Source organism: Micromonospora sp. CPCC 206061 (assembly GCF_036906915.1).
GTDB lineage: Bacteria > Actinomycetota > Actinomycetes > Mycobacteriales > Micromonosporaceae > Phytohabitans.
Genome location: NZ_JBAKHX010000018.1, coordinates 35,707 through 54,317, shown reverse-complemented (window position 1 = coordinate 54,317; position 18,611 = coordinate 35,707). Strand labels below are relative to the sequence as shown.

The following is an 18,611-nucleotide window of genomic DNA, read 5'->3' as shown; positions in this document are numbered from 1 at the left end:
AGAGATCGAACCACGTGCGTTTGCCCTTGATCGACGGAAAGAGGGGAGGGGTAGGCGCGGCGGCGCGGTTAGTCGGTTAGGACGTGGGCTAGGCGGTCGCGGAACTTGCGTTCGGGGTCGGTCACCACGTCGCCACCGATGCCCAGGATGCCGCCGCTGGGAGCCGCGGTCACCACCTGCTCGGCGATCGTCACCAGCCAGTGCTTGTAGGCGCCGGCCGCGCCCTCGTCGACCTTCGCGGCCAGCAGCTTCGCGGCCTCGGCGGCCCGGCCGAGAACGTCGGCGATGTAGGCCTCCGGGTCGGCGGGCTGGATGGACGGGAGCTCCTCGCCCAACTCCGGGTCGCCGACGCGGTTGACGAACTCCTGAGCCACGGCCGCGACCAGCGGGTCCGCGTCGTCCCGACCCTCCGCGATCGCCTCCAGGCCGGCGGCGTTCTCCTGGTGGGTGCGCTTCGCACCGTCCGGCTCGGCCGCGCTGGCCGCGGTCAGCACCGACTGTGGTAGGCCGACCAGCAGGCCCCACTCCTCGTCAGTGAAACCCAGCCTCGTGTACACCGGCTGCTCCGTCACGTGCGCGCCCCTCTCCAATGAGTCATGTCAGCAGTCCTTGCTCCCGGACCACCGGCACCGACAAGGTCTTATACCCTACGTCGTCGAACAGCACCGTCATCCGGTCCGCCTCGTAGCCCATCACCATTCCGGTGCCCCAGTCGGCGTGTCGCACGGTGCTGTGAAGGGGGAACGGTCCGGCGGTCTTCGCCGCCGCTGTGGAGGTGCCGGCCGCGCAGTTGTCGCAGTGCCCGCACTGCCTCGCCATGTGCTCGCCGAAGTACGTGAGCAGAGCCTGCCCCCGGCAGGACCGGCTCTCCGCGAAAGCACGCATCATGTCGGTGCGCGAGCGCTGTACCGTCTGCTGGCGCTCGGCCTCGGCGAGTGCCGCGCGCGCCGCCTCGGCCGGAGCCGGCGCGTAGGGCGGCGCGGTGACCTTGTTGTTGCCGAGCGTGACCGCCGCGTCGACCTGTTCCAGCAGGCTGAGCAGCCGGCCGACCTTGCGCGGGCTGAGGCCGGTGCGGTCGCGCAGGGCGGTGCGGCTGAGCGGGTCTCCGGTGCGCAGGACGGCGGCCAGGTCGCGCAGTTCGGTCTCGTCGGGGGCGCCGCCGGTGAAGAACCGCTGGAGGCCCACGTCTTCGGCCCGCCACAGCAGCAGCGCCCGCGCCGGTGCGCCGTCCCGACCGGCGCGACCGATCTCCTGGAAGTAGCTGTCGGGCGAGTCGGGCAGCGCCATGTGCGCCACCCAGCGGATGTCGGGCTTGTCGATGCCCATCCCGAACGCCGAGGTCGCCACCATCAGCGGCACCCGGTTGTCGAGGAAGTCGTTGTGCCGCCGCTCGCGCGGGCCGGCCGACATCCCGCCGTGGTACGCCTGCGCGGGGAAGCCGGCGGCGGTGAGCCGTTCGCACAGCTCCTCGGCGGCGCGGCGGGTCGGCACGTACACGATGCCTGGCCGCTCACCCTCGCGCAGGAGCGCGACCAGCCGGCGCCACCGGTAGTCCTCGGTCGGGCAGTGAGCGACCTCGAGGAAGAGGTTGTGGCGGTCGAGCCCGGACACGATTACGCGCGGGCGTCGCAGCCCGAGGTGGCCGATGATGTCGTCGCGCACCGGTGGGGAGGCGGTGGCGGTGAGCGCGGCGATCGGCGGCCGGCCCAGGCCGCGGATGAGGTGGCCGAGCGCCAGGTAGTCGGGGCGGAAGTCGTTGCCCCAGGCGGAGATGCAGTGCGCCTCGTCGACGGCGACCAGGGCGGGGCGCAGCATGCGTACGTCGGCGAGCCGGTCGGGGTTGCTGAGCTGCTCGGGTGTGATGAACAGAAACCGTGCCTCACCCCGGCGTACCGCTTCCAGAGCCGCGGCCTGCTGGGTCGGTGACTCGGCGGAGCTGATCCGCACGGCGCGCAGCTCGGGCTTGTCACGTTCGTTGAGCGCGGCGATCTGGTCCTGCTGGAGCGCCAGCAGCGGCGAGATCACCACCGTCGGTCCGGGCAGGACGGTGGCCGGCACCTGGTACACGGCGGACTTGCCGCCACCGGTGGGTAGGACGACAAGGACATCGCGGCGGTTGAGGACCGCCTTCATGGCGTCGATCTGGCCGGGGCGCAACCGCCGCCAGCCGAAGTGATTACGGGCGGCCCGGCGAAGGCGGCGGGCGTTCAGCAGCGGCAGCAGTCTCATGGCCCCGCCATCTTGCCCTGGCGGCGCAAGCTACAAACGAGGCAGTACCCGCTTCGCGTACAGGTCGAACAGGCCCTGGTAGTGCGGGCCGACGTTGGCGACGTACAGCTCGTCGAAGCCGGCGTCGGCGTACTTGCCGATCATCTCCAGGTGGCTGTCGGGGTCGTTGCCGAGCACGAACGCGTCGCGCATAGCGTCGGGCCGCACCAGCTGGCTGGCCTGCTCGAAGTGCTTCGGCGACGGCAGCACCTGCGACAGCTCACCGGGGACGCCGGCGTTGGGCCAGCGCTCGTACGCGATCCGCACCGCCTCGTCCTCGCTGTCGGCGAAGCACGCCTTGAACCCGGCCTGGGTGGGCTTGTCGCCGCCGCCCTTCTCCCGGAACCGCCGCACGAGGTCGCCGTCGGGCATCGTGCTGACGTAACCGTCGCCGATGCGCGCGGCGAGGTCGACGGACTTCGGCCCGAACCCGGAGACGTACACCGGCGGCGGGCGGTCGGGCAGGGTGTAGATGCGGGCGTTCTCGACGGTGTAGTGCTTGCCGCGGTGGTACGTGAACCCGCCCTCCCACAGCTCGCGCATCACGGCGACCGCCTCTTCGAGCATTTCCAGCCGCACGTCGGCGCTGGGCCACGGGTCGCCGAGGATGTGCTCGTTGAGCGCCTCGCCGCTGCCGACGCCCAGTACGAACCGCCCCTCGTGCAGCACCGCGCTGGTGGCCGCCGCCTGGGCCAGTACCGCCGGGTGGATGCGCACGGTCGGGCAGGTGACCGCGGTGGTGACCGGCAGCCTGGTCACCTGACTGAGCGCTCCGATCATCGACCACACGAACGGGCTCTGCCCCTGCGCGTCGACCCAGGGGTGATAGTGATCGGAGATCCACAACGCCTGGAAGCCAGCCGCCTCGGCGCCGCGCGCCTGTTCGATCAGCTCAGCCGGGGTGAACTCTTCGCAGGAAAGGAAGTAGCCGATGCGCATGCCCTGGAGGTACCCAGGGGCGGCGCGCTCACACCGATGTCGGCCGGACGGGGCCCTGACCGGGCTGAGCCTCGGGGCAGCGCAGGCGCAGCTCCTGGTGCCCGAACGGGGTGTCGACGAGCCAGCAGTGATGCGGCTCGGTGCTGCCCGGGTGGGCGTACCCGTCGAAGAACCGGCACGTCACGCACATCTTGGTGACCGGGATCTGGCCCTCGCGCTGCATGCGGCGGATCTGCCCGGCCACCACACCGAGCAGCCGGTGCTGCCCCTCCTGGTCGAGGTTGTGCAGCTCGGCGAGCAGGTCGGCGGCCCAGCCGCGCACCTCGGGGGCGTGCCGGCGGCCGGCCTCGGTGAGCGTCACGCGCACGGCGGCCGGCGCGTACGACGGCGACGGGTCCATCGACACCAGGCCCTCGCGGACCAGCGTCGACACCGCCGTCATGGTGGCCTGTGTAGTCATGCCGAGGTCGCCGGCGAGGTCAGCCAGCGGGTACACCTCGCTGCGCCGGCTCAGTAGGAGCAGTACCTGCTGCTGAGCGATGGTGCGCTCCAGTTCACCGCCCGGGCCTTCCGCGGCGTGGACGGCGACCGCCACGCGCGCCAAGCCGGTGGCGAGCTGACGGGAAGAGCTTTCCAGATCCACGCGTATCTGCCCAACGATCGATAACGCTTGGTGGTGACGGCGGTCACGTTACCCGAGGTCTACCCCGTGTGACGAGTCGCGGATCGGCTGCTCTTCGCTCAGGTGCGGCTTAACGCCCTTTTCCGAACATCGACCGTATCGCAGCCATCAGTAGCAGCGTGCCCAGGATCGCGCCGACCACCCGGACCGCCGGGATGTCGTACCAGCTGGTGTCCATGCTTCAGAACTGTCCCACACCAAATAGAAAAGTTTATTTACTATGGCGGCATGACAGGACAGAGGAGCCGTGACCTGGTCCGGCTCGCGGGCACCGTGCTCCAGCCCGGTTTCGCGGGCACGACGCCGCCGCCATGGGTGCGCCGCTGGTTGGGGGAGGGGCTCGGGGGCGTGGCGCTGTTCGGCCGCAACATCGACCGTCCGGCGCAGCTCGCGGCGCTGACCGCCGCCCTGCGCGCCGAACGCCCGGACGTCATCGTGGCAGTCGACGAGGAGGCCGGCGACGTCACCCGGCTGGAGACCCGGCGGGGCAGCTCGCGGCCGGGCAACCTGGCGCTCGGGGCCGTCGATGACGTGGCACTTACCGAGGCGGTCGCCCGCGACCTGGGCCACGACCTCGCGGCGGCGGGTGTGACGCTCAACTACGCGCCGGACGCCGACGTCAACACCGACGTCCGCAACCCCGTCATCGGCGTGCGCTCCTTCGGTCCCGACCCGGACCTGGTCGCGCGGCACACCGCCGCCTGGATCACGGGACTCCAGTCCGCGGGTGTGGCCGCCTGCGCCAAGCACTTCCCGGGCCACGGCAACACCAGCGTCGACTCGCACATCGACGTACCAAAGATCAATGCCTCTCGCGCGGAGCTGGACGCCGTCGAGCTGCCGCCCTTTCGGGCCGCCATCGCCGCGGGTACGCAGGCGATCATGACCGGACATCTGGTCGTGCCGGCCATCGACCCGCAGTGGCCGGCGACGCTGAGCCGGCGGGTGCTGGTCGGCTTGCTCCGCGACGAGCTCGGGTTCGCGGGGGCGGTGGTCACGGACGGCATCGAGATGGCGGCGATCGCCCGGCGGTACGGCTTCGAGGCCGCCGCGGTGCGCGCGCTCGCGGCCGGCTCTGACGCGGTGTGCGTGGGCGGCGACCACTTCGACGAAGGCGACGCGCTGCGGCTGCGCGACGCCGTGATCGACGCGGTCGCCACCGGCGAGCTGCCCGAGCAGCGCCTCGCCGAGGCCGCGAAGCGAGTGGAACAGCTCGCCGAGTGGACCGTCCAGGTTCGCGCCGGCCTACCTGACCGACCGGCCGGGACGCCGGTCGGCCTGCTCGCCGCCCGGCGCGCGGTTCGCCTCACCGTCGCCGACGGCGCCGTGCCGCCGCCGCTGGCCGCCGCGCCCCATGTCGTGGAGTTCGCGCCGCCGGCCAACATGGCCGCCGGGACGCAGACGCCGTGGGGCGTCGCGACGCCGCTGCGCACGCGGATGCCGGGCACGACCGCGGTGCGGCTCAGCGCCGCCGACCCCAAGGCCGCGCTCCGTCCGGCACGCGGGCGTCCGCTGGTGGTCGTCGTCCGTGACATTCACCGGTACCAGTGGATGGCGCGCGCCGTGGCGGCGCTGCTCGCCGAGCGGCCGGACGCGGTGATCGTCGAGATGGGCGTACCGGAACTGATCACCGGCGCGGTGCACCTGGCCACGTACGGGGCGACCCGGGCGTGCGGCGAGGCGGCTGCGGAGGTGCTCGCTGGCGCTGCGTGACTACCGTCCACAGCGGAGCGTGCCCCCACGGATACGCGCTGTGGCAGTATCGTGCCTTTCGTGGCCGTCGATTGGCAGCGGGCAGTGATGGTGCCGTCCTGGATTCGCTGGCTCCCCTGCTCGTTCGCCTACCTGACCGTGATCCCTGACCAGGAGCAGTTCCCCCGATCGGCGTGGTCGATCCTGCCGTGGGACACACCTGTGTGGTGCGACCCCGGATCGGTCGACGACTGGATCGCCCGCGCCCGGCGGCGGCATCCACGACGTGACGCCGGTCACGCCGAGCGCCGGGCCCGCGAGCACTACGACCGGGTCGTGCAGGTGCGGGCGGCCCGCATCGAGCTGTTCACCGAGATGTGCCGGCGCCGCGGGCTGCCCGTGCCGCACACCCTCGACGAGCTGCTGACCTGCCTCGCCGGCTTCGGACTGTTCACATTGGACGGCGAGGTGGTGCGGCCGCGGCTCGACCAGAACCCGATCGACGTGCTGCCGCTCGTCGGCCAGGAGCTGGTGCACGAGGAGCAGGCCCAGCAGGACGACCGCACCGTGCTCGTCGCCATCACGGTGCGCGAGATGGCCAGCCGCGGGCGGCGGCGGTGGCGGCGCCGGCAGCTCACCACCTACCTGGGGGCGATGGCGACAGGGCTGCGCATGCCGGTGAGCGAGGTGCGGCGGGCGCTGGCGCAGCTCGGTGAGATCGCCGACCTGGCCACCGAGCCGGCGCTCGACGCCGCCGCCGACCGCATCCGCATCACCGTGACCTGGCCCGACTTCGCCCGGCGGTTTCCGTTCGAAGACCTGCCGGCGCCGGAACACGCGGTCTAGACCGCGGTGGCCAGGGCTTGGACGCGCACCGCTTCGTCCACGCCGGACACCAGGTCGCGCAGCACCCACGGCAGGTTTTCGCGAATCCGAGCCGGATCGGCGACCAGCCCGGCAGTCCCGGCCAGCGCGGCCAGCGTCGCGAGCTGCGCGTCGACGGGGCCCTGCCCGGCCATCGCCTGCGCGAGGCGGCGGCGCGGCTCGGCGTACCGCTGCGGATCGTAGGCGGGGTAGCGGGTCTGCCCGCGCCGCGCCAGGCCGCGCGGCTGCTCGCGCCGCACCAGCCCGGTCGCCACCAGCCGCCTGGCCACCACGTCGCGCACGTCGTGGCGCAGGTAGCCCACCCAGTGCCGGACCGGTAACCGGTCGCCCTGGCGGCACACCTCACCCATCGCCGCGTCGGTCACTTTCTCGCCGTACGCGCGGGCGGCCTGCACCGCGACGCGACCCTCGACAATGGTCAGCCGGCCGTCGAGCAGCAGCTCACCGAGGACCGCGCCCGCGAGCGCGCTGGCCAGCACGTCGGCGTTGCCGGTCGGTTTGCCGGTGTACTCGTCGTGGCCGACGAGAAACAGCTCGTCGGCGAGCGGGTGGTTCATCTCTCGACGACGAGGTCCTGGTATTCGGTGTGCCGCTGCACGTACGCGGCCATGAAGGGGCACTCCAGCACGATCTTCTCGCCCCGCTCGCGCACCTGGTCGAGCGCGGCCGCCGCGAGCTGGGCACCGACGCCCTTGCCCTGGAAGGCGGGGTCGATCTCGGTGTGGGTGAAGACGAGGAGGCCGTCGCGCACCAGGTACGCCGCGAAGCCGGCCAGCCCACCGTCGACCAGGATCTCGAAGCGGCGTCGGGCGGGATTGTCGGCTACGAGCACGTTCACGAGGGCCAGGGTAGCGGCATACGCAACCCCGTGGATCCCGCCACGTACGCTGGATCACGTGATGAACCGACTGACCGCCGCCCGGCTAGCGTCTGGGCTGGCCCTCGGCCTGGTCCTTCTCGCTGGCTGCGGCTCCGAGGGCTCCAACACCGACTGCGGCCTGGATGCGTGCACCGTCACCTTCGACCGCGGCGTCGACGCCAAGGCGAGCGTGCTCGGCGTCGACGCCAAACTGGTCGGCGTCGACGGCGACAAGGTGACCGTCGAGGTGGCAGGCGAGAGCCTCTCCCTCACCGTAGGAGAGCAGGGCACCGACGTGGGCGGCCTAAACGTCGCCGTGCAGAGCGTCACAGACACCGAAGTCGTAATGAAGATCTCCCGCTGAGGCTGGTTACCTCCGCTCACTTCGGGCATCGTTGGCGGCTTGGCCGGCCGTTGCCGATGAGAAGGAGGTACACCAGTGGAGGCCGCCCTGTGGACGGTCGCCGTAACCGTCGCCGCCGTGGCGATCGCACTGGCTGTGGTCGAGGTCGTACACCGGGTGATCCGCCGGCTCGGCAATCGGTCCGTGCTGCTGCGCGAGCTCACCGAGCACGCGCACCGGCCGTTCCAGGTAGCCGTCGTGCTGCTGGCCTGCCAGGCGGCGGTACGCAGCTCCGCCGGTGAGTTCCCCGGCCGGGCGAGCGTGCTGCACCTGCTGGTGCTGGCCGCGATCGCGGGGTTCGCGTGGCTGGTCGCCGCACTGCTGCTGGTGAGCGAAGACCTCGCGCTGGCCCGGTTCCGCACCGACGTACCCGACAACCGCCGCGCCCGGAAGCTGCACACCCAGGTGGTGATGCTGCGCCGGGTCACCGTGGCCGGCATCGTGGTGCTCACGGCCGGCGTGATGCTGATGACGTTTCCGCATGTGCGAGCCATCGGCGCGAGCGTGCTGGCGTCCGCTGGCGTCATCGGCGTGGTGGCCGCGCTGGCCGCGCAGAGCGTACTGAGCAACGTGTTCGCGGGGCTCCAGCTCACGTTCAGCGACGCGGTGCGGCTCGACGACGTGGTCGTGGTCGAGGGCGAGTGGGGCCGGGTCGAAGAACTCACCCTGAGCTACGTGGTCGTGCAGGTCTGGGACGACCGGCGGCTGATCCTGCCCACGTCGTACTTCACCACCAAGCCGTTCCAGAACTGGACCCGGACCCGGGCGGCGGTGCTGGGCACGGCCGAGTTCGACCTGGACTGGTCGGTGCCGGTGACCCAGATGCGCGAGGAGCTACGGCGGTTCGTCGAGCGCAGCGAGCTCTGGGACGGCCGGGTGTGCGTGCTCCAGGTCACCGAGGCGACCGGCGGGATGATCCAGGTACGCGCGCTGGTGAGCGCCGCCGACGCGCCGACGCTGTGGGACCTTCGCTGCCTGGTACGCGAGCACCTGGTCAACTGGATCCGCCAGCACCACCCGGACGCCCTCCCGCGCATGCGCGCCGACCTGGCCTCCGACGGCGCGGTATGGCCCACGCTCACCCGCCACCCCGACGGCACCGCCCGCGACGGCGCCCGCGACGGCACTGTCCGCGACGGTGCTGCTCGCAATGGTGCTGCTCGCGACGGCGCCCACGACGGCGCCCACGACGGCGCTGCTCGCAATGGTGCTGCCCGCGATGGCGCTGCTCGCAATGGTGCTGGTCGGGATGGCGGCGGTCGGGATGGTGTGGCGCGCGATGGCGCGGCGCCGGACGACGATGCCCGCGTCTTCGGCGGCAGCGACGACGGCGACTCCCGCGCCGAGGCCTTCGTCGGCCCCGACGACTCCGCCCGTCCCGATCCAGCGGAGCCGCCCTCACCGCCCGAGCCGGCGCCGGCCGTTGCCGGCCGGGAGGCACGGCCCACCCCGCCCTCCTGACCGCCGATCAAGGGCAAACGCACGTGGTTGGATCTCTTTCCGCGTGCGTTTGCCCTTGATCGATGCAGATCTCCTTGATCGACGTCGCCCAAGGCACGCTTCCGCGCGCTCCTGCCGCGTGTTGCCCTCCGCGCTCCTGCCGGGTGACCCCGACGCGACATCCGCGCGGCAGCCTTGCGGTTGACCCGGCGGATTGTCCTGGTTTAGACCTCGGCGAGATCGCCGCGCTGCCAAGGGCCGTGCGCCGCCGCCGTGCCCAAGTCACGACGGCCGCGCGCCGCCGCCGTGCTCCCAAGGCGCGGCGCTGATCAAGGAGAAGTCCGCCGATCAAGGGCAAACGCCCGTGGAAATGAGATCCAACCCCGTGCGTTTGCCCTTGATCGGCGGAGATGTCCTTGATCGGCGGGATCGCGCCGGGCAAACCGGCAGCCGGGGAAGTGGGTTTGCGGGAGGCTCAGAAGCGGGCATAGGGGCGGCGAGGGGCAGAGGAGGGGCGCCATGGCGGATGTGCTCAAGAACGGGTCCCGGCCGGTCGCGGAGCAGTCGACCGGTGAGCTGGTGCAGCGGGCCAGCGAGCAGATCTCCCGGCTGGTGCGCGACGAGCTGGCGCTGGCGAGGGCGGAGCTGACCGAGAAGGGCAAGCATGCCGGGCTGGGCATCGGCCTGTTCGGTGGTGGGGGCGTGCTGGCCGTGTACGGGCTGGGGGCGCTGGTCGCCACAGCGATTTTGCTGCTCGATCTTGTCCTGCCGGCGTGGGCGGCCGCGCTCATCGTGACGGTGGTGCTGTTTGCGCTGGCGGGCGTGTTGGCGCTGGTCGGCCGCAGGCAGGTGAAGCAGGCCGTGCCGCCGGTGCCGAGCGCGACGGCGTCGAGCCTGCGGGCCGACGTCGACGCGGTGACGTCCGCGATCAAGAAGGACGCGGCCATGAGGGACGCGGTCAAGAAGGACGCGGCCATGAGGCGCGCGGTCAAGAAGGAGCGGAGCCGGCACTGAAGACGGCAGCGACGGAGGGCGGAGCGCCATGAACGGTACCAATGGCAGCGGCGACGTGGAGATGCTGCGCGAGGACATCCGGCAGGCGCGAGCCGACCTGGGCGAGACGGTGCAGGCGCTCGCGGCGAAGGCGGATGTCAAGGCCCGGGTGCGTGCCTCCGCCGAGCACACCCGGGAACGTGCCCTGGCACAGGTGCACGACGCTGGGGTGGCGGTGCGCCGCAACGCTGTGCCGTGGGCGGCCATGGTGGCCGGTGCCACCGCCGCGATAATCGTCCTGATGGTGATCCAGAGGAGGCGCGGGTGAGCAAGACGGTCAACAAGCTGGCGTACAAGCCGGTGGGCCTGCTGCTGGGCGTCGGCGCGGGCATGGTCGCCGGGGCCCTGTTCAAGCAGGTGTGGAAGATGGCCGCGGGCGACGACGATGCCCCGAACGCGACAGACGAGGATCGCGGCTGGGGTGAGGTGTTGGGCGCCGCGGCGCTCCAAGGGGTCATCTTCGCGGTGGTGAAAGCGGCCGTAGACAGGGGCGGAGCTGCGGGAATACGGCGGTTGACCGGTCGCTGGCCGGCCTGACCCCCACCACACCGCGAGCCCCCAGCAGGTCACATGTCGGAGAAATTCCTCGGGTAGGCTGTACGAAGTTTTTGCGTACGTGGTTTGCTGGTCCACGCTGTTGTCGAGACGGCGTGGGTTATGAGAAGTCCTCCTTCTGGGGGCCGCCTCAAGCGCCGCTGCTCGAAAACGGCCAACCGGCCGCACGGTGCTCGGCCGTCAGTTTCAGAAGGAGATACAGCATGGCGCAAGGAACCGTGAAGTGGTTCAACGCTGACAAGGGCTTCGGCTTCATCACCGTGGATGGTGGGGGTGCCGACGTGTTTGTCCACTTCTCGGCGATCCAGACCAGCGGTTACCGGACCCTGGAGGAGAACCAGCGGGTGGAGTTCGAGATCGCGCAGGGCCAGAAGGGCCCGCAGGCCGAGCAGGTTCGCCCGCTCTGACCGAGCTCAGTCGCGCCCCGCACCCGACCCCGGGTGCGGGGCGCGATCCGTTTAGCCGCGCTTGCGGGTCCGCAGGCCGTACCAGATCAGCGCCAGGCCGATGAGCGCCACCAGCGGGCCCACGACTGCCCAGATCCGCTCGTCGGTCATCACGCTGCCCGTCAGGTGCCCCAAACCCTGCAGCGTCCACACCGCACCGACGACGACGGCGAGGAGCCCCAGCGCGAGGGCGAGCCAGCCCTTCACCAGCGGTGGTGGATCTGCGGGCGGATCAGTTCGTCGTACACGGCTTTGACCTGTTCGTGCACCTCGGGGGAGAGGGGCGGCAGGTCGGCGGCCGCCGCGTTTCCGCGGGCCTGCTCGGCGTTGCGCGCGCCCGGAATCACCACGGTCACTGATTTCCCGGTGGAGTCTCGTTCAGCGCTCGCGCTGAACGAGACTCCACCGGACAGGGCAGTCGGCTGGTCGAGGATCCAGCGCAGCGCGAACTGGGCCGTCGTCGCACCTTCGGGTACCAGTGGTGTCAAGCGGCGTACCGCTTCGAGTCCGATGTGGTATTCGACGCCGGAGAACGTCTCGCCGACGTCGAAGGAGCCGCCATGGCGGTTGTACGTGCGGTGGTCGTTCTCGGGAAAGTGGGTGTTCTCGTCGTACCGGCCGGAGAGCAGGCCGCTCGCCAACGGCACCCGGGCGATGATGCCGACGCCCGCCTCGGCGGCTGCCGGGAGCACCTCTTCGAGCGGCTTGTGCCGCAGCGCGTTCAGGACGATCTGCACGCTCGCGATGCCCGGCCGGGTGATCGCGGCGAGCGCCTCTTCGCAGGTCTCGACGCTGACGCCGTACGCCGCGACGCGCTTTTCCTGCACGAGCGTCTCGAGGGCCTCGTAGACCTGCTCGGTGCGGTAGACGGCGCTGGGCGGGCAGTGCAGTTGCACCAGGTCGAGGGTGTCGACGCCCAGGTTTTCGCGGGAGCGGTCGTTCCACTCGCGGAAGTTGTTGAGTGTGTAGGCGGCTGGGTCCTGCTCGACCCGCCGGCCCATCTTGGTTGCCACGGTGACGCTGCTGCCGGCCGGATGTTCCCGCAGGAACCGGCCGATGATCTGCTCGCTGCGGCCGTCGCCGTACACGTCGGCTGTGTCGATGAAGGTCACGCCCGCCTCGACGGCACCGGCCAGCGTGGCGAACGCCGTGTCTTCGCTGACCTCACCCCAGTCGGCGCCAAGCTGCCAGGCGCCGAGTCCGATCACGCTTGAGTCGCGGTCCATTCGTGCAAATTTGCGCTTCTCCACATCGCCACCCTAGCGTCAAGCTAAACAAGACGGACGTACGGTTTGGAGATGATGAAATGTGGGATCCATCGACCTACCTGCGCTTCGGTGACGAGCGATCGCGACCGTTCGTCGATCTTCTCGCCCGGGTGCCCGTCGAGCGGCCACGGTCTGTGGTCGATCTCGGGTGCGGGCCGGGCACCCTCACGGTCACCCTCGCGCGGCGCTGGCCGGGCGCCCGGGTCCGCGGGCTCGACTCGTCAACGGAGATGATCGAAAAGGCGCGCACGGAGGAGTACCCGATCGATTTTTCGGTGGGTGACGTGCGCGAGTGGACCCCGGAGCCCGACGACGACGTGATCGTCTCCAATGCCGTGCTGCAGTGGGTGCCCGGCCACGAGGCGCTGCTGCGCCGGTGGGCCGGCGCCATGGCGCCGGGCGCGTGCCTCGCCGTGCAGGTGCCGGGAAACTTCGCCGCGCCGTCGCACCGCGCGCTGCGCGCGGTGGCGAGCGAGGCACGCTGGCAGGCGCCGCTCGCGGGCCTGTTACGCGACGCGCCGGTCCTGGATCCTTCCGGATACGCGGGCATACTGCACGCCGACTGTGTGGTGGACGCCTGGGAGACCACGTACCTGCACCAGCTCCCCGTCATCCCCGGCGGTGACCACCCGGTTCTGACGTGGATGGAGGGCACCGCGCTGCGGCCGGTGCGCGCCGCGCTCGACGGCGACGACTGGGCCGTGTTCCGCGCCACCCTCGGCGCGCGCCTGGCGGGGGAGTATCCGGCCCGGGGTAACGTCGTCTTCTTCCCGTTCCGCCGAGTCTTCTTCGTCGCGCTCAAACAGGGGTAGTAGTGGTGCAGGACTTCATCGCTGGGCTGCCAAAGGCCGAGTTGCACGTTCACCACGTCGGGTCGGCGTCGCCGCGGATCGTCGCGGAGCTGGCCGCGCGGCACGAGGGCAGCACGCCGGTGCCCGCCGACCCGGCGCTGCTGGCGAAGTACTTCGAGTTCCGGGACTTCGCGCACTTCGTGGAGATCTACCTCAGCGTTGTCGACCTGATCCGTGACCCGGAAGACGTGCGCATCCTGACCTATGAGGTGGCCCGCGAGCTGGCCCGGCAGCAGGTGCGCTACGCCGAGCTGACCGTCACGCCGTACTCGCACGTGAAGCGGGGCATGCCGGCGCCGGTGTTCTGCGAGGCGATCGAAGACGCCCGGGTGCGCGCCGAGTCCGAGCTGGGCATCGTGCTGCGCTGGTGCTTCGACATCCCCGGCGAGGCGGGACTGCCCGCCGCCGAGGAGACGCTGCGGATCGCCCTCGACGAGCGGCCCGACGGACTGGTCAGCTTCGGCCTCGGCGGCCCCGAGATCGGCGTGCCGCGGCCGCAGTTCAAGCCGTACTTCGACAAGGCGCGCGCGGCCGGGCTGCGCTCGGTGCCGCACGCGGGCGAGACCACGGGCCCAGCGACGATCTGGGACGCGATCCGGGAGCTGGGCGCCGAGCGGATCGGGCACGGCATCTCGGCGGTGCAGGACCCGTCGCTGCTGGCGTACCTGGCCGAGCACCGCATCCCACTGGAGGTCTGCCCGACGTCCAATGTGCGCACCCGGGCGGTGGCCTCGATCGAGCAGCACCCGCTGCGGCTGCTGCGTGACGCCGGCGTACCGGTGAGCATCAACTCCGACGACCCGCCGATGTTCGGCACCACGCTGAACGACGAGTACGCGGTGGCGGCCGAGCTGCTCGACCTGGACGAGAACGGGCTGCGCGAGCTGGCGAAGGCGGCCGTCGACGCGTCGTTCCTGCCGTCGGAGCAGAAGCAGCGCCTCGCCGCGGAGATCGGCGCCTACAGCGCGTAGACCGGGTCCTGCCAGCAGGCGAGCACCGCGAGGATCAAGGCGCCGCCGATCGCGGCCCAGCGGATGATCCGGCGCCGGCGCCTGGCGTCGCGTGGGTCGCGTCGGGCGGGGGAGAGCGACTCGGCAGTCTCGGCGGTGGGTTCAGGGGCCACGCGCGCGCACTCCTCCTGTGAGGTGGGCGCGCGGCGGGATCAGGGTTGGGGGACCGTCTCCCGCCGCGCGCAAGCTCCGCCGGACCGGGGTGGGTGGACAGGTACTGCGGGCGGTGGTCCGGGGAACCGGATGGGATCGCTCCCGATGCTGCCATCCGGCCCGCGCGCGGTCGTGCCCGTTAACTCAGACCTAAGAGAGACTTGTGCTTTCGCTACTCTTCGGGCGGGCGTTGGCGGGGCCAGCGGCGCGAGCCGGGCTCCCGAGCCAGCCGCCCGACCAGGCCGAACCTGCTCATCTGCCGAGGTGTGGCCTCGGCGTCGGCGAGGAGCATGACCACGCTGGCGCCGCCGAGCTGGGCCCGGTCGAGGCTCACCGAGCCGCGCGCCTGCTGGGCGACCCGCTTGGCGATGTCGAGCCCCAGGCCGGTCGAGCCCCGGTCACTGGCGCCGCGGCGCAGCGCCCGGTCGGGGTTCGCGATGCCGGGACCGGCGTCGTCGACGCGTACCGCCACGTAGCCGTCGCGCCGCGAGATCGCCACCTCGAAGGCGGTGCCCTGCGGCGTGTACCGGAAGACGTTGCCGAGCACCGCGTCGAGCGCGGCGGCCAGCTCGGGGCGCGGCACCGGCACGGGGATGCGGGTGTGCGCGCCGATCACCTTGTACGGGCGCTGCTGGTCGCTTGCCAGCTGCGACCAGAAGACCATCCGATCGCGGACCACCTCGCTGGCGTCGCACACGCCGCCGCCCTCCGGGGGCGCGGCCTGGGCCACCGCCTTCCGGCTCGTGTTGATCAGTACGTCGACTTCGCCTTCCAGCGTGACGATGGCCTGGCGGATCCGGCGGATCGTGCGGCGCCGGTCGAGCTCGGCTTCGCTGAACGTGCCCACGCTGGTGTCGTCGGAGTCGAGCGCGTCGGCGTCCAGCCGCAGGGCGGTGAGCGGGGTGCGCAGCCGGTGCGACAGGTCGGCGACCATCTCGCGCTCGTTGGTGCGCGAGGTCACCAGGCGGTCGGCCATGCGGTTGAACGCGTACCCGGCCTCGGCCAGCTCGCGCGGGCCGCCGGGCTGCACGCGTACCCCGCCATTGCCATCGCCCACGGCCATGGCGGCCTGGACCAGACCGCGCGCCGCGGCGACCGCCTTGGCCGCCAGCCGGTCGACGACGAACACCGACGCGGCGATCAGCCCCAGGACCAGGCCGATGAGCAGCCACCAGTTGCCGCCGTCCTGGGCGGAGTCCGGGATGAACACCTCGACCACGGCTGTGTCGCTGCCGACCCGCACCGGTTGCAGGTACACGGCCCCGCCGGACACGTCGACGACCAGCGACGTGGTGCCGCTGGCGGCGCGGGTGACGTCGTCTTCGTCGGCCCGCCCGTCCGCGTTCCGGCCAAGCCCGTACACGACCGGCGTGCCGCCCGGCCCGTTGCCGGCGGCCGCGAGGGAGCGCTCGACCGCCTCACGTCCGGTCGCGACGGTGAGCGCGCCGGCCACGGCCGCGCCGCGCTGGCGCGCGTCGGCGACCGCGCGGTCGCGCGCCTCACCGTCCTGTTCGATGCCCAGCGGGATCATGAACGCCAGCGCCGCGATCGCGGTCAGCGCGGCGGTGACGTACGCGTGCGCCTGCCTTAGTCCGGTGCCACCAACCGGAAGCCGACCCCCCGCACGGTGCGCAGGTAGCGGGGCTTCGCCGCGGACTCGCCCATTTTGCGGCGCAGCCAGTACAGATGCACGTCGATGGTCTGGTCCTCGCCTACCGAGGGTTGCCGCCATACCTCCTCCAACAGCTCCCGGCGTGAAACCACGCGGCCGGGTCGCGCCGCCAGGTAGGCGAGCAGGTCGAACTCCTTGCGGGTCAGCGCGAGCGGGACGCCGTCGAGCTGCGCGCTGCGCTCGCCAACGTCGACCCGGAGGCCGCCGACCTCGTGCACAGCGGGTTGTACGGTGCGGCTGGCCCGTCCGGCTCGACGCAGGACGCTGGTGATCCGGGCGTCGAGGTGGGCCCCGGTGAACGGCTTGACCATGTAGTCGTCGGCGCCGGCCCGAAGCAGCCGAACGATGGCCTGCTCGTCGTCACGGGCGGTAGCGATGATGATCGGAATGTCGGTGATCCCGCGCAGCATCCGCAGGGCGTCGGCGCCGTCGAGGTCGGGCAGGCCGAGGTCGAGAACGACGAGGTCAGGGGTTTCGGCCGCGACCCTGCGCAGCGCGTCGAGGGCCGTGCCGACCGCGTGCACGGCGTGCCCGCGGTCCGCCAAAGAACGCAGCATCGCCCCGCGTACGACGTGGTCGTCTTCGACCAGGAGCACGGTGGCCATGCGAAGACGGTACTGCGCTTGGCAAGCTTTCAGTACGTCAGGCCAAAGCCATACGGGTAGAGGGGCGGCTTGCCGTCGCCGCTGTTGATCGGTTGTTGGCCCGCCGACGCCATCCAGGTGACCGGCAGTTTCCCGGTCGGCGGGTGCACGCCGAACAGCACGTCGGCGACCCCTTCACCCTCTGTGCCGGGCAGCCAGGCGGCCAGCAGCGCGCGCCAGTTCGGCACCTGCGTCGCGACGTCGAGCGGGCGGCCCGAGACCAGCACCACGATCACCGGTACGCCAGCGGCGCGGAGCCGGGCGATGGTGTTGAGGTCGGTGCTGGAAAGGCCCATCGCGCCGGGCCGGTCGCCCTGGCCCTCGGCGTACGGGGTCTCGCCCACCACCGCGATGGCGGCCCGGTACGAGGAGTCGATTCCGGTGCCGTTCGCGTTGTACGTGACGGTGGTCGAGGGCGCCACGCTGGCTCGGATGCCGGCCAGGATCGAGGTGCCCGGCGTGATCGCCCCGCTGCCGCCCTGCCAGGTGATCGTCCAGCCGCCGCTCTGGTATCCGATGTTGTCGGCGCTCCGGCCGGCGACGAAGATCCGGTTATTCTCCCTGGCCAGGGGCAGGATGTTGCCGTCATTCTTGAGCAGCACCTGCGACTGCCGCACCGCCTGGCGGGCCAGCGCGCGGTGCTCGGCGTTGCCGACCGTGCCAAGGTATGAGCGGTCGGTGAGTGGTTGCTCGAAGAGGCCCAGCTCGAACTTCTTCGCCAGGATGCGGCGGTTCGCGTCGTCGATCCGAGCCTGCGTCACCCGGCCGGCCTGCACCTCGGCGCGCAGATGCCCGATGAACGTGCGCCAGGTCTCGGGGACCATGACCATGTCGATGCCGGCGTTGACGGCCTGCCGCACCTCGGCGGCGGTCATGCCGGGTGCGCCGTCGATCTGGTCGATGCCGTTCCAGTCCGAGACCACGAACCCGGTGAAGCCCAACTCGCTTTTGAGAACCTCGCTGATCAGGTACTGGTGGCCGTGCAGCTTCTGCCCGTTCCACGAGCTGAACGAGATCATCACCGAGCCGACGCCCTTGCGTACCGCCTCGGCGAACGGCGGCAGGTGGATGTTTCTCAGGTCGGCTTCGCTGAGCCGGGTGTCGCCCTGGTCGTCGCCGCCCTCGGTGCCGCCGTCGCCGATGTAGTGCTTGGCCGTGGCGAGCACCCGCTCACCCTGGATGCCGGTGATGTAGCTGGTCATCGCGGTCGCGATCTCGGGCTGCTCGCCGAAAGACTCGTACGTGCGGCCCCATCGGTCGTTGCGGGCCACGCACAGGCATGGTGCGAAGTTCCAGTCGACGCCGGTGCCCGCCATCTCCGTGGCCGTGGCCCGCGCGATCCGCTCCACGAGCGCCGGGTCGCGGGCGGCGCCGAGCCCGATGTTGTGCGGGAAGATCGTCGCGCCGCGCACGTTGTTGTGCCCGTGCACCGCGTCGACCCCGTAGATGAGCGGGATCGCCAAAGGCGTGGCGAGCGCCTGTGCCTGGAAGCGGTCGTACATGTCGGCCCAGGAGGTCGGCGTGTTGGGTGACGGCGCCGAGCCGCCGCCGGACAGCAGGGAGCCGAGCCGGTACGTCGTGACGTCGGCGTCCGTGACGAAGGCGCGCTCGGCCTGGGTCATCTGGCCGATCTTCTCGTCGAGACTCATCCGGCCGAGCAGGTCTTCGACGCGGGTGGCGACCGGGAGGGTGGGGTCCTGGTACGGCAGTGCGGCGGCCTTCGCGGGTGGAGCCAATGTCAATGCGGTGACCAGCGCCACCATGGTCACGATATTGACGTACTTCATTGGA

At 71.3% G+C, this 18,611-nt stretch carries 21 protein-coding genes and 1 pseudogene; 10 read left to right on the top strand and 12 right to left on the bottom strand.

The features are described from left to right. Positions 1 to 68: 68 nt before the first annotated feature. From V6V89_RS15415 to V6V89_RS15400, 4 genes are read right to left on the bottom strand one after another with little or no spacing between them, the layout of a single operon-like run. The gene (locus V6V89_RS15415; protein ID WP_334619787.1) at positions 69 to 572 is read right to left on the bottom strand and encodes a hypothetical protein; all 504 of its coding nucleotides are present in this window, start codon (positions 570 to 572) and stop codon (positions 69 to 71) included. Between the two features lie 22 nt (positions 573 to 594). Then, positions 595 to 2,229, bottom strand: coding sequence for a RecQ family ATP-dependent DNA helicase (locus tag V6V89_RS15410; RefSeq protein ID WP_334619786.1), 1,635 nt, complete (start codon positions 2,227 to 2,229; stop codon positions 595 to 597). A 30-nt stretch (positions 2,230 to 2,259) separates the two neighbouring features. Continuing rightward, the gene (locus V6V89_RS15405) at positions 2,260 to 3,207 is read right to left on the bottom strand and encodes an LLM class F420-dependent oxidoreductase (protein ID WP_334619785.1); all 948 of its coding nucleotides are present in this window, start codon (positions 3,205 to 3,207) and stop codon (positions 2,260 to 2,262) included. A 28-nt stretch (positions 3,208 to 3,235) separates the two neighbouring features. After that, positions 3,236 to 3,850, bottom strand: coding sequence for a MarR family winged helix-turn-helix transcriptional regulator (locus V6V89_RS15400; protein ID WP_334619784.1), 615 nt, complete (start codon positions 3,848 to 3,850; stop codon positions 3,236 to 3,238). Between the two features lie 267 nt (positions 3,851 to 4,117). Here V6V89_RS15400 and V6V89_RS15395 point away from each other — a divergent pair, with 267 nt between their 5' ends. Together V6V89_RS15395 and V6V89_RS15390 are read left to right on the top strand one after the other, a co-directional pair. After that, positions 4,118 to 5,602: a glycoside hydrolase family 3 protein gene (locus tag V6V89_RS15395; protein WP_334619783.1), complete on the top strand. Its 1,485-nt coding sequence runs from the start codon at positions 4,118 to 4,120 to the stop codon at positions 5,600 to 5,602. A gap of 60 nt (positions 5,603 to 5,662) precedes the next feature. Then, positions 5,663 to 6,427 carry a DUF6042 family protein gene (locus V6V89_RS15390; protein WP_334619782.1) on the top strand — a complete coding sequence of 255 codons (765 nt, stop codon included), beginning with the start codon at positions 5,663 to 5,665 and terminating at the stop codon, positions 6,425 to 6,427. Here V6V89_RS15390 and V6V89_RS15385 read toward each other — a convergent pair. Further along, a complete protein-coding gene (locus V6V89_RS15385; RefSeq protein ID WP_334619781.1) occupies positions 6,424 to 7,023 on the bottom strand; it encodes a GOLPH3/VPS74 family protein in 600 nt (199 codons plus the stop codon). The genes V6V89_RS15390 and V6V89_RS15385 overlap by 4 nt on opposite strands. Beyond that, positions 7,020 to 7,304: a GNAT family N-acetyltransferase gene (locus tag V6V89_RS15380; protein ID WP_334619780.1), complete on the bottom strand. Its 285-nt coding sequence runs from the start codon at positions 7,302 to 7,304 to the stop codon at positions 7,020 to 7,022. Before V6V89_RS15380 ends, V6V89_RS15385 begins: the two co-directional genes overlap by 4 nt. 61 nt (positions 7,305 to 7,365) lie before the next feature. On the opposite strand from V6V89_RS15380, the gene V6V89_RS15375 reads away from it, so the two are divergent. The 6 genes and pseudogenes from V6V89_RS15375 (at position 7,366) to V6V89_RS15350 (ending at position 11,183) form a co-directional block, all read left to right on the top strand. After that, entirely contained in the window at positions 7,366 to 7,689 is a 324-nt protein-coding gene (locus V6V89_RS15375; protein WP_334619838.1) for a hypothetical protein, read from the top strand. 75 nt (positions 7,690 to 7,764) lie between these two features. Further along, a pseudogene (locus tag V6V89_RS15370) lies at positions 7,765 to 8,874 on the top strand (mechanosensitive ion channel family protein); the annotation flags it as partial. Between the two features lie 813 nt (positions 8,875 to 9,687). Next, positions 9,688 to 10,182: a phage holin family protein gene (locus tag V6V89_RS15365; RefSeq protein WP_334619779.1), complete on the top strand. Its 495-nt coding sequence runs from the start codon at positions 9,688 to 9,690 to the stop codon at positions 10,180 to 10,182. Positions 10,183 to 10,210: 28 nt separating this feature from the next. Further along, positions 10,211 to 10,489, top strand: a complete 279-nt coding sequence (locus V6V89_RS15360) for a DUF3618 domain-containing protein (protein ID WP_334619778.1) — start codon at positions 10,211 to 10,213, stop codon at positions 10,487 to 10,489. Next, complete coding sequence (locus V6V89_RS15355; RefSeq protein WP_334619777.1) at positions 10,486 to 10,758, top strand: DUF4235 domain-containing protein; 273 nt, start codon at positions 10,486 to 10,488, stop codon at positions 10,756 to 10,758. Before V6V89_RS15360 ends, V6V89_RS15355 begins: the two co-directional genes overlap by 4 nt. Positions 10,759 to 10,979: 221 nt before the next feature. Beyond that, positions 10,980 to 11,183, top strand: coding sequence for a cold-shock protein (locus tag V6V89_RS15350; RefSeq protein WP_011905669.1), 204 nt, complete (start codon positions 10,980 to 10,982; stop codon positions 11,181 to 11,183). A 51-nt stretch (positions 11,184 to 11,234) separates the two neighbouring features. Here the strand turns inward: V6V89_RS15350 and V6V89_RS15345 are convergent, their stop codons facing one another. Then, complete coding sequence (locus V6V89_RS15345; RefSeq protein WP_334619837.1) at positions 11,235 to 11,432, bottom strand: hypothetical protein; 198 nt, start codon at positions 11,430 to 11,432, stop codon at positions 11,235 to 11,237. After that, positions 11,426 to 12,472, bottom strand: a complete 1,047-nt coding sequence (locus V6V89_RS15340) for an aldo/keto reductase (protein ID WP_334619776.1) — start codon at positions 12,470 to 12,472, stop codon at positions 11,426 to 11,428. The genes V6V89_RS15345 and V6V89_RS15340 overlap by 7 nt, the downstream gene beginning before the upstream one ends. Positions 12,473 to 12,528: 56 nt before the next feature. On the opposite strand from V6V89_RS15340, the gene V6V89_RS15335 reads away from it, so the two are divergent. Beyond that, positions 12,529 to 13,302, top strand: coding sequence for a trans-aconitate 2-methyltransferase (locus V6V89_RS15335; protein ID WP_334619775.1), 774 nt, complete (start codon positions 12,529 to 12,531; stop codon positions 13,300 to 13,302). Positions 13,303 to 13,307: 5 nt separating this feature from the next. Continuing rightward, entirely contained in the window at positions 13,308 to 14,312 is a 1,005-nt protein-coding gene (locus tag V6V89_RS15330) for an adenosine deaminase (protein ID WP_442935148.1), read from the top strand. Here V6V89_RS15330 and V6V89_RS15325 read toward each other — a convergent pair. The 4 genes from V6V89_RS15325 to V6V89_RS15310 form a co-directional block, all read right to left on the bottom strand. Continuing rightward, positions 14,300 to 14,464 carry a hypothetical protein gene (locus V6V89_RS15325; protein ID WP_334619773.1) on the bottom strand — a complete coding sequence of 55 codons (165 nt, stop codon included), beginning with the start codon at positions 14,462 to 14,464 and terminating at the stop codon, positions 14,300 to 14,302. The genes V6V89_RS15330 and V6V89_RS15325 overlap by 13 nt on opposite strands. Positions 14,465 to 14,676: 212 nt before the next feature. Next, the gene (locus V6V89_RS15320; protein ID WP_334619772.1) at positions 14,677 to 16,035 is read right to left on the bottom strand and encodes a sensor histidine kinase; all 1,359 of its coding nucleotides are present in this window, start codon (positions 16,033 to 16,035) and stop codon (positions 14,677 to 14,679) included. Positions 16,036 to 16,091: 56 nt separating this feature from the next. Continuing rightward, the gene (locus V6V89_RS15315) at positions 16,092 to 16,781 is read right to left on the bottom strand and encodes a response regulator transcription factor (RefSeq protein WP_265253026.1); all 690 of its coding nucleotides are present in this window, start codon (positions 16,779 to 16,781) and stop codon (positions 16,092 to 16,094) included. Between the two features lie 29 nt (positions 16,782 to 16,810). Then, positions 16,811 to 18,607 carry a glycoside hydrolase family 3 protein gene (locus V6V89_RS15310; RefSeq protein WP_334619771.1) on the bottom strand — a complete coding sequence of 599 codons (1,797 nt, stop codon included), beginning with the start codon at positions 18,605 to 18,607 and terminating at the stop codon, positions 16,811 to 16,813. Positions 18,608 to 18,611: the final 4 nt, after the last annotated feature.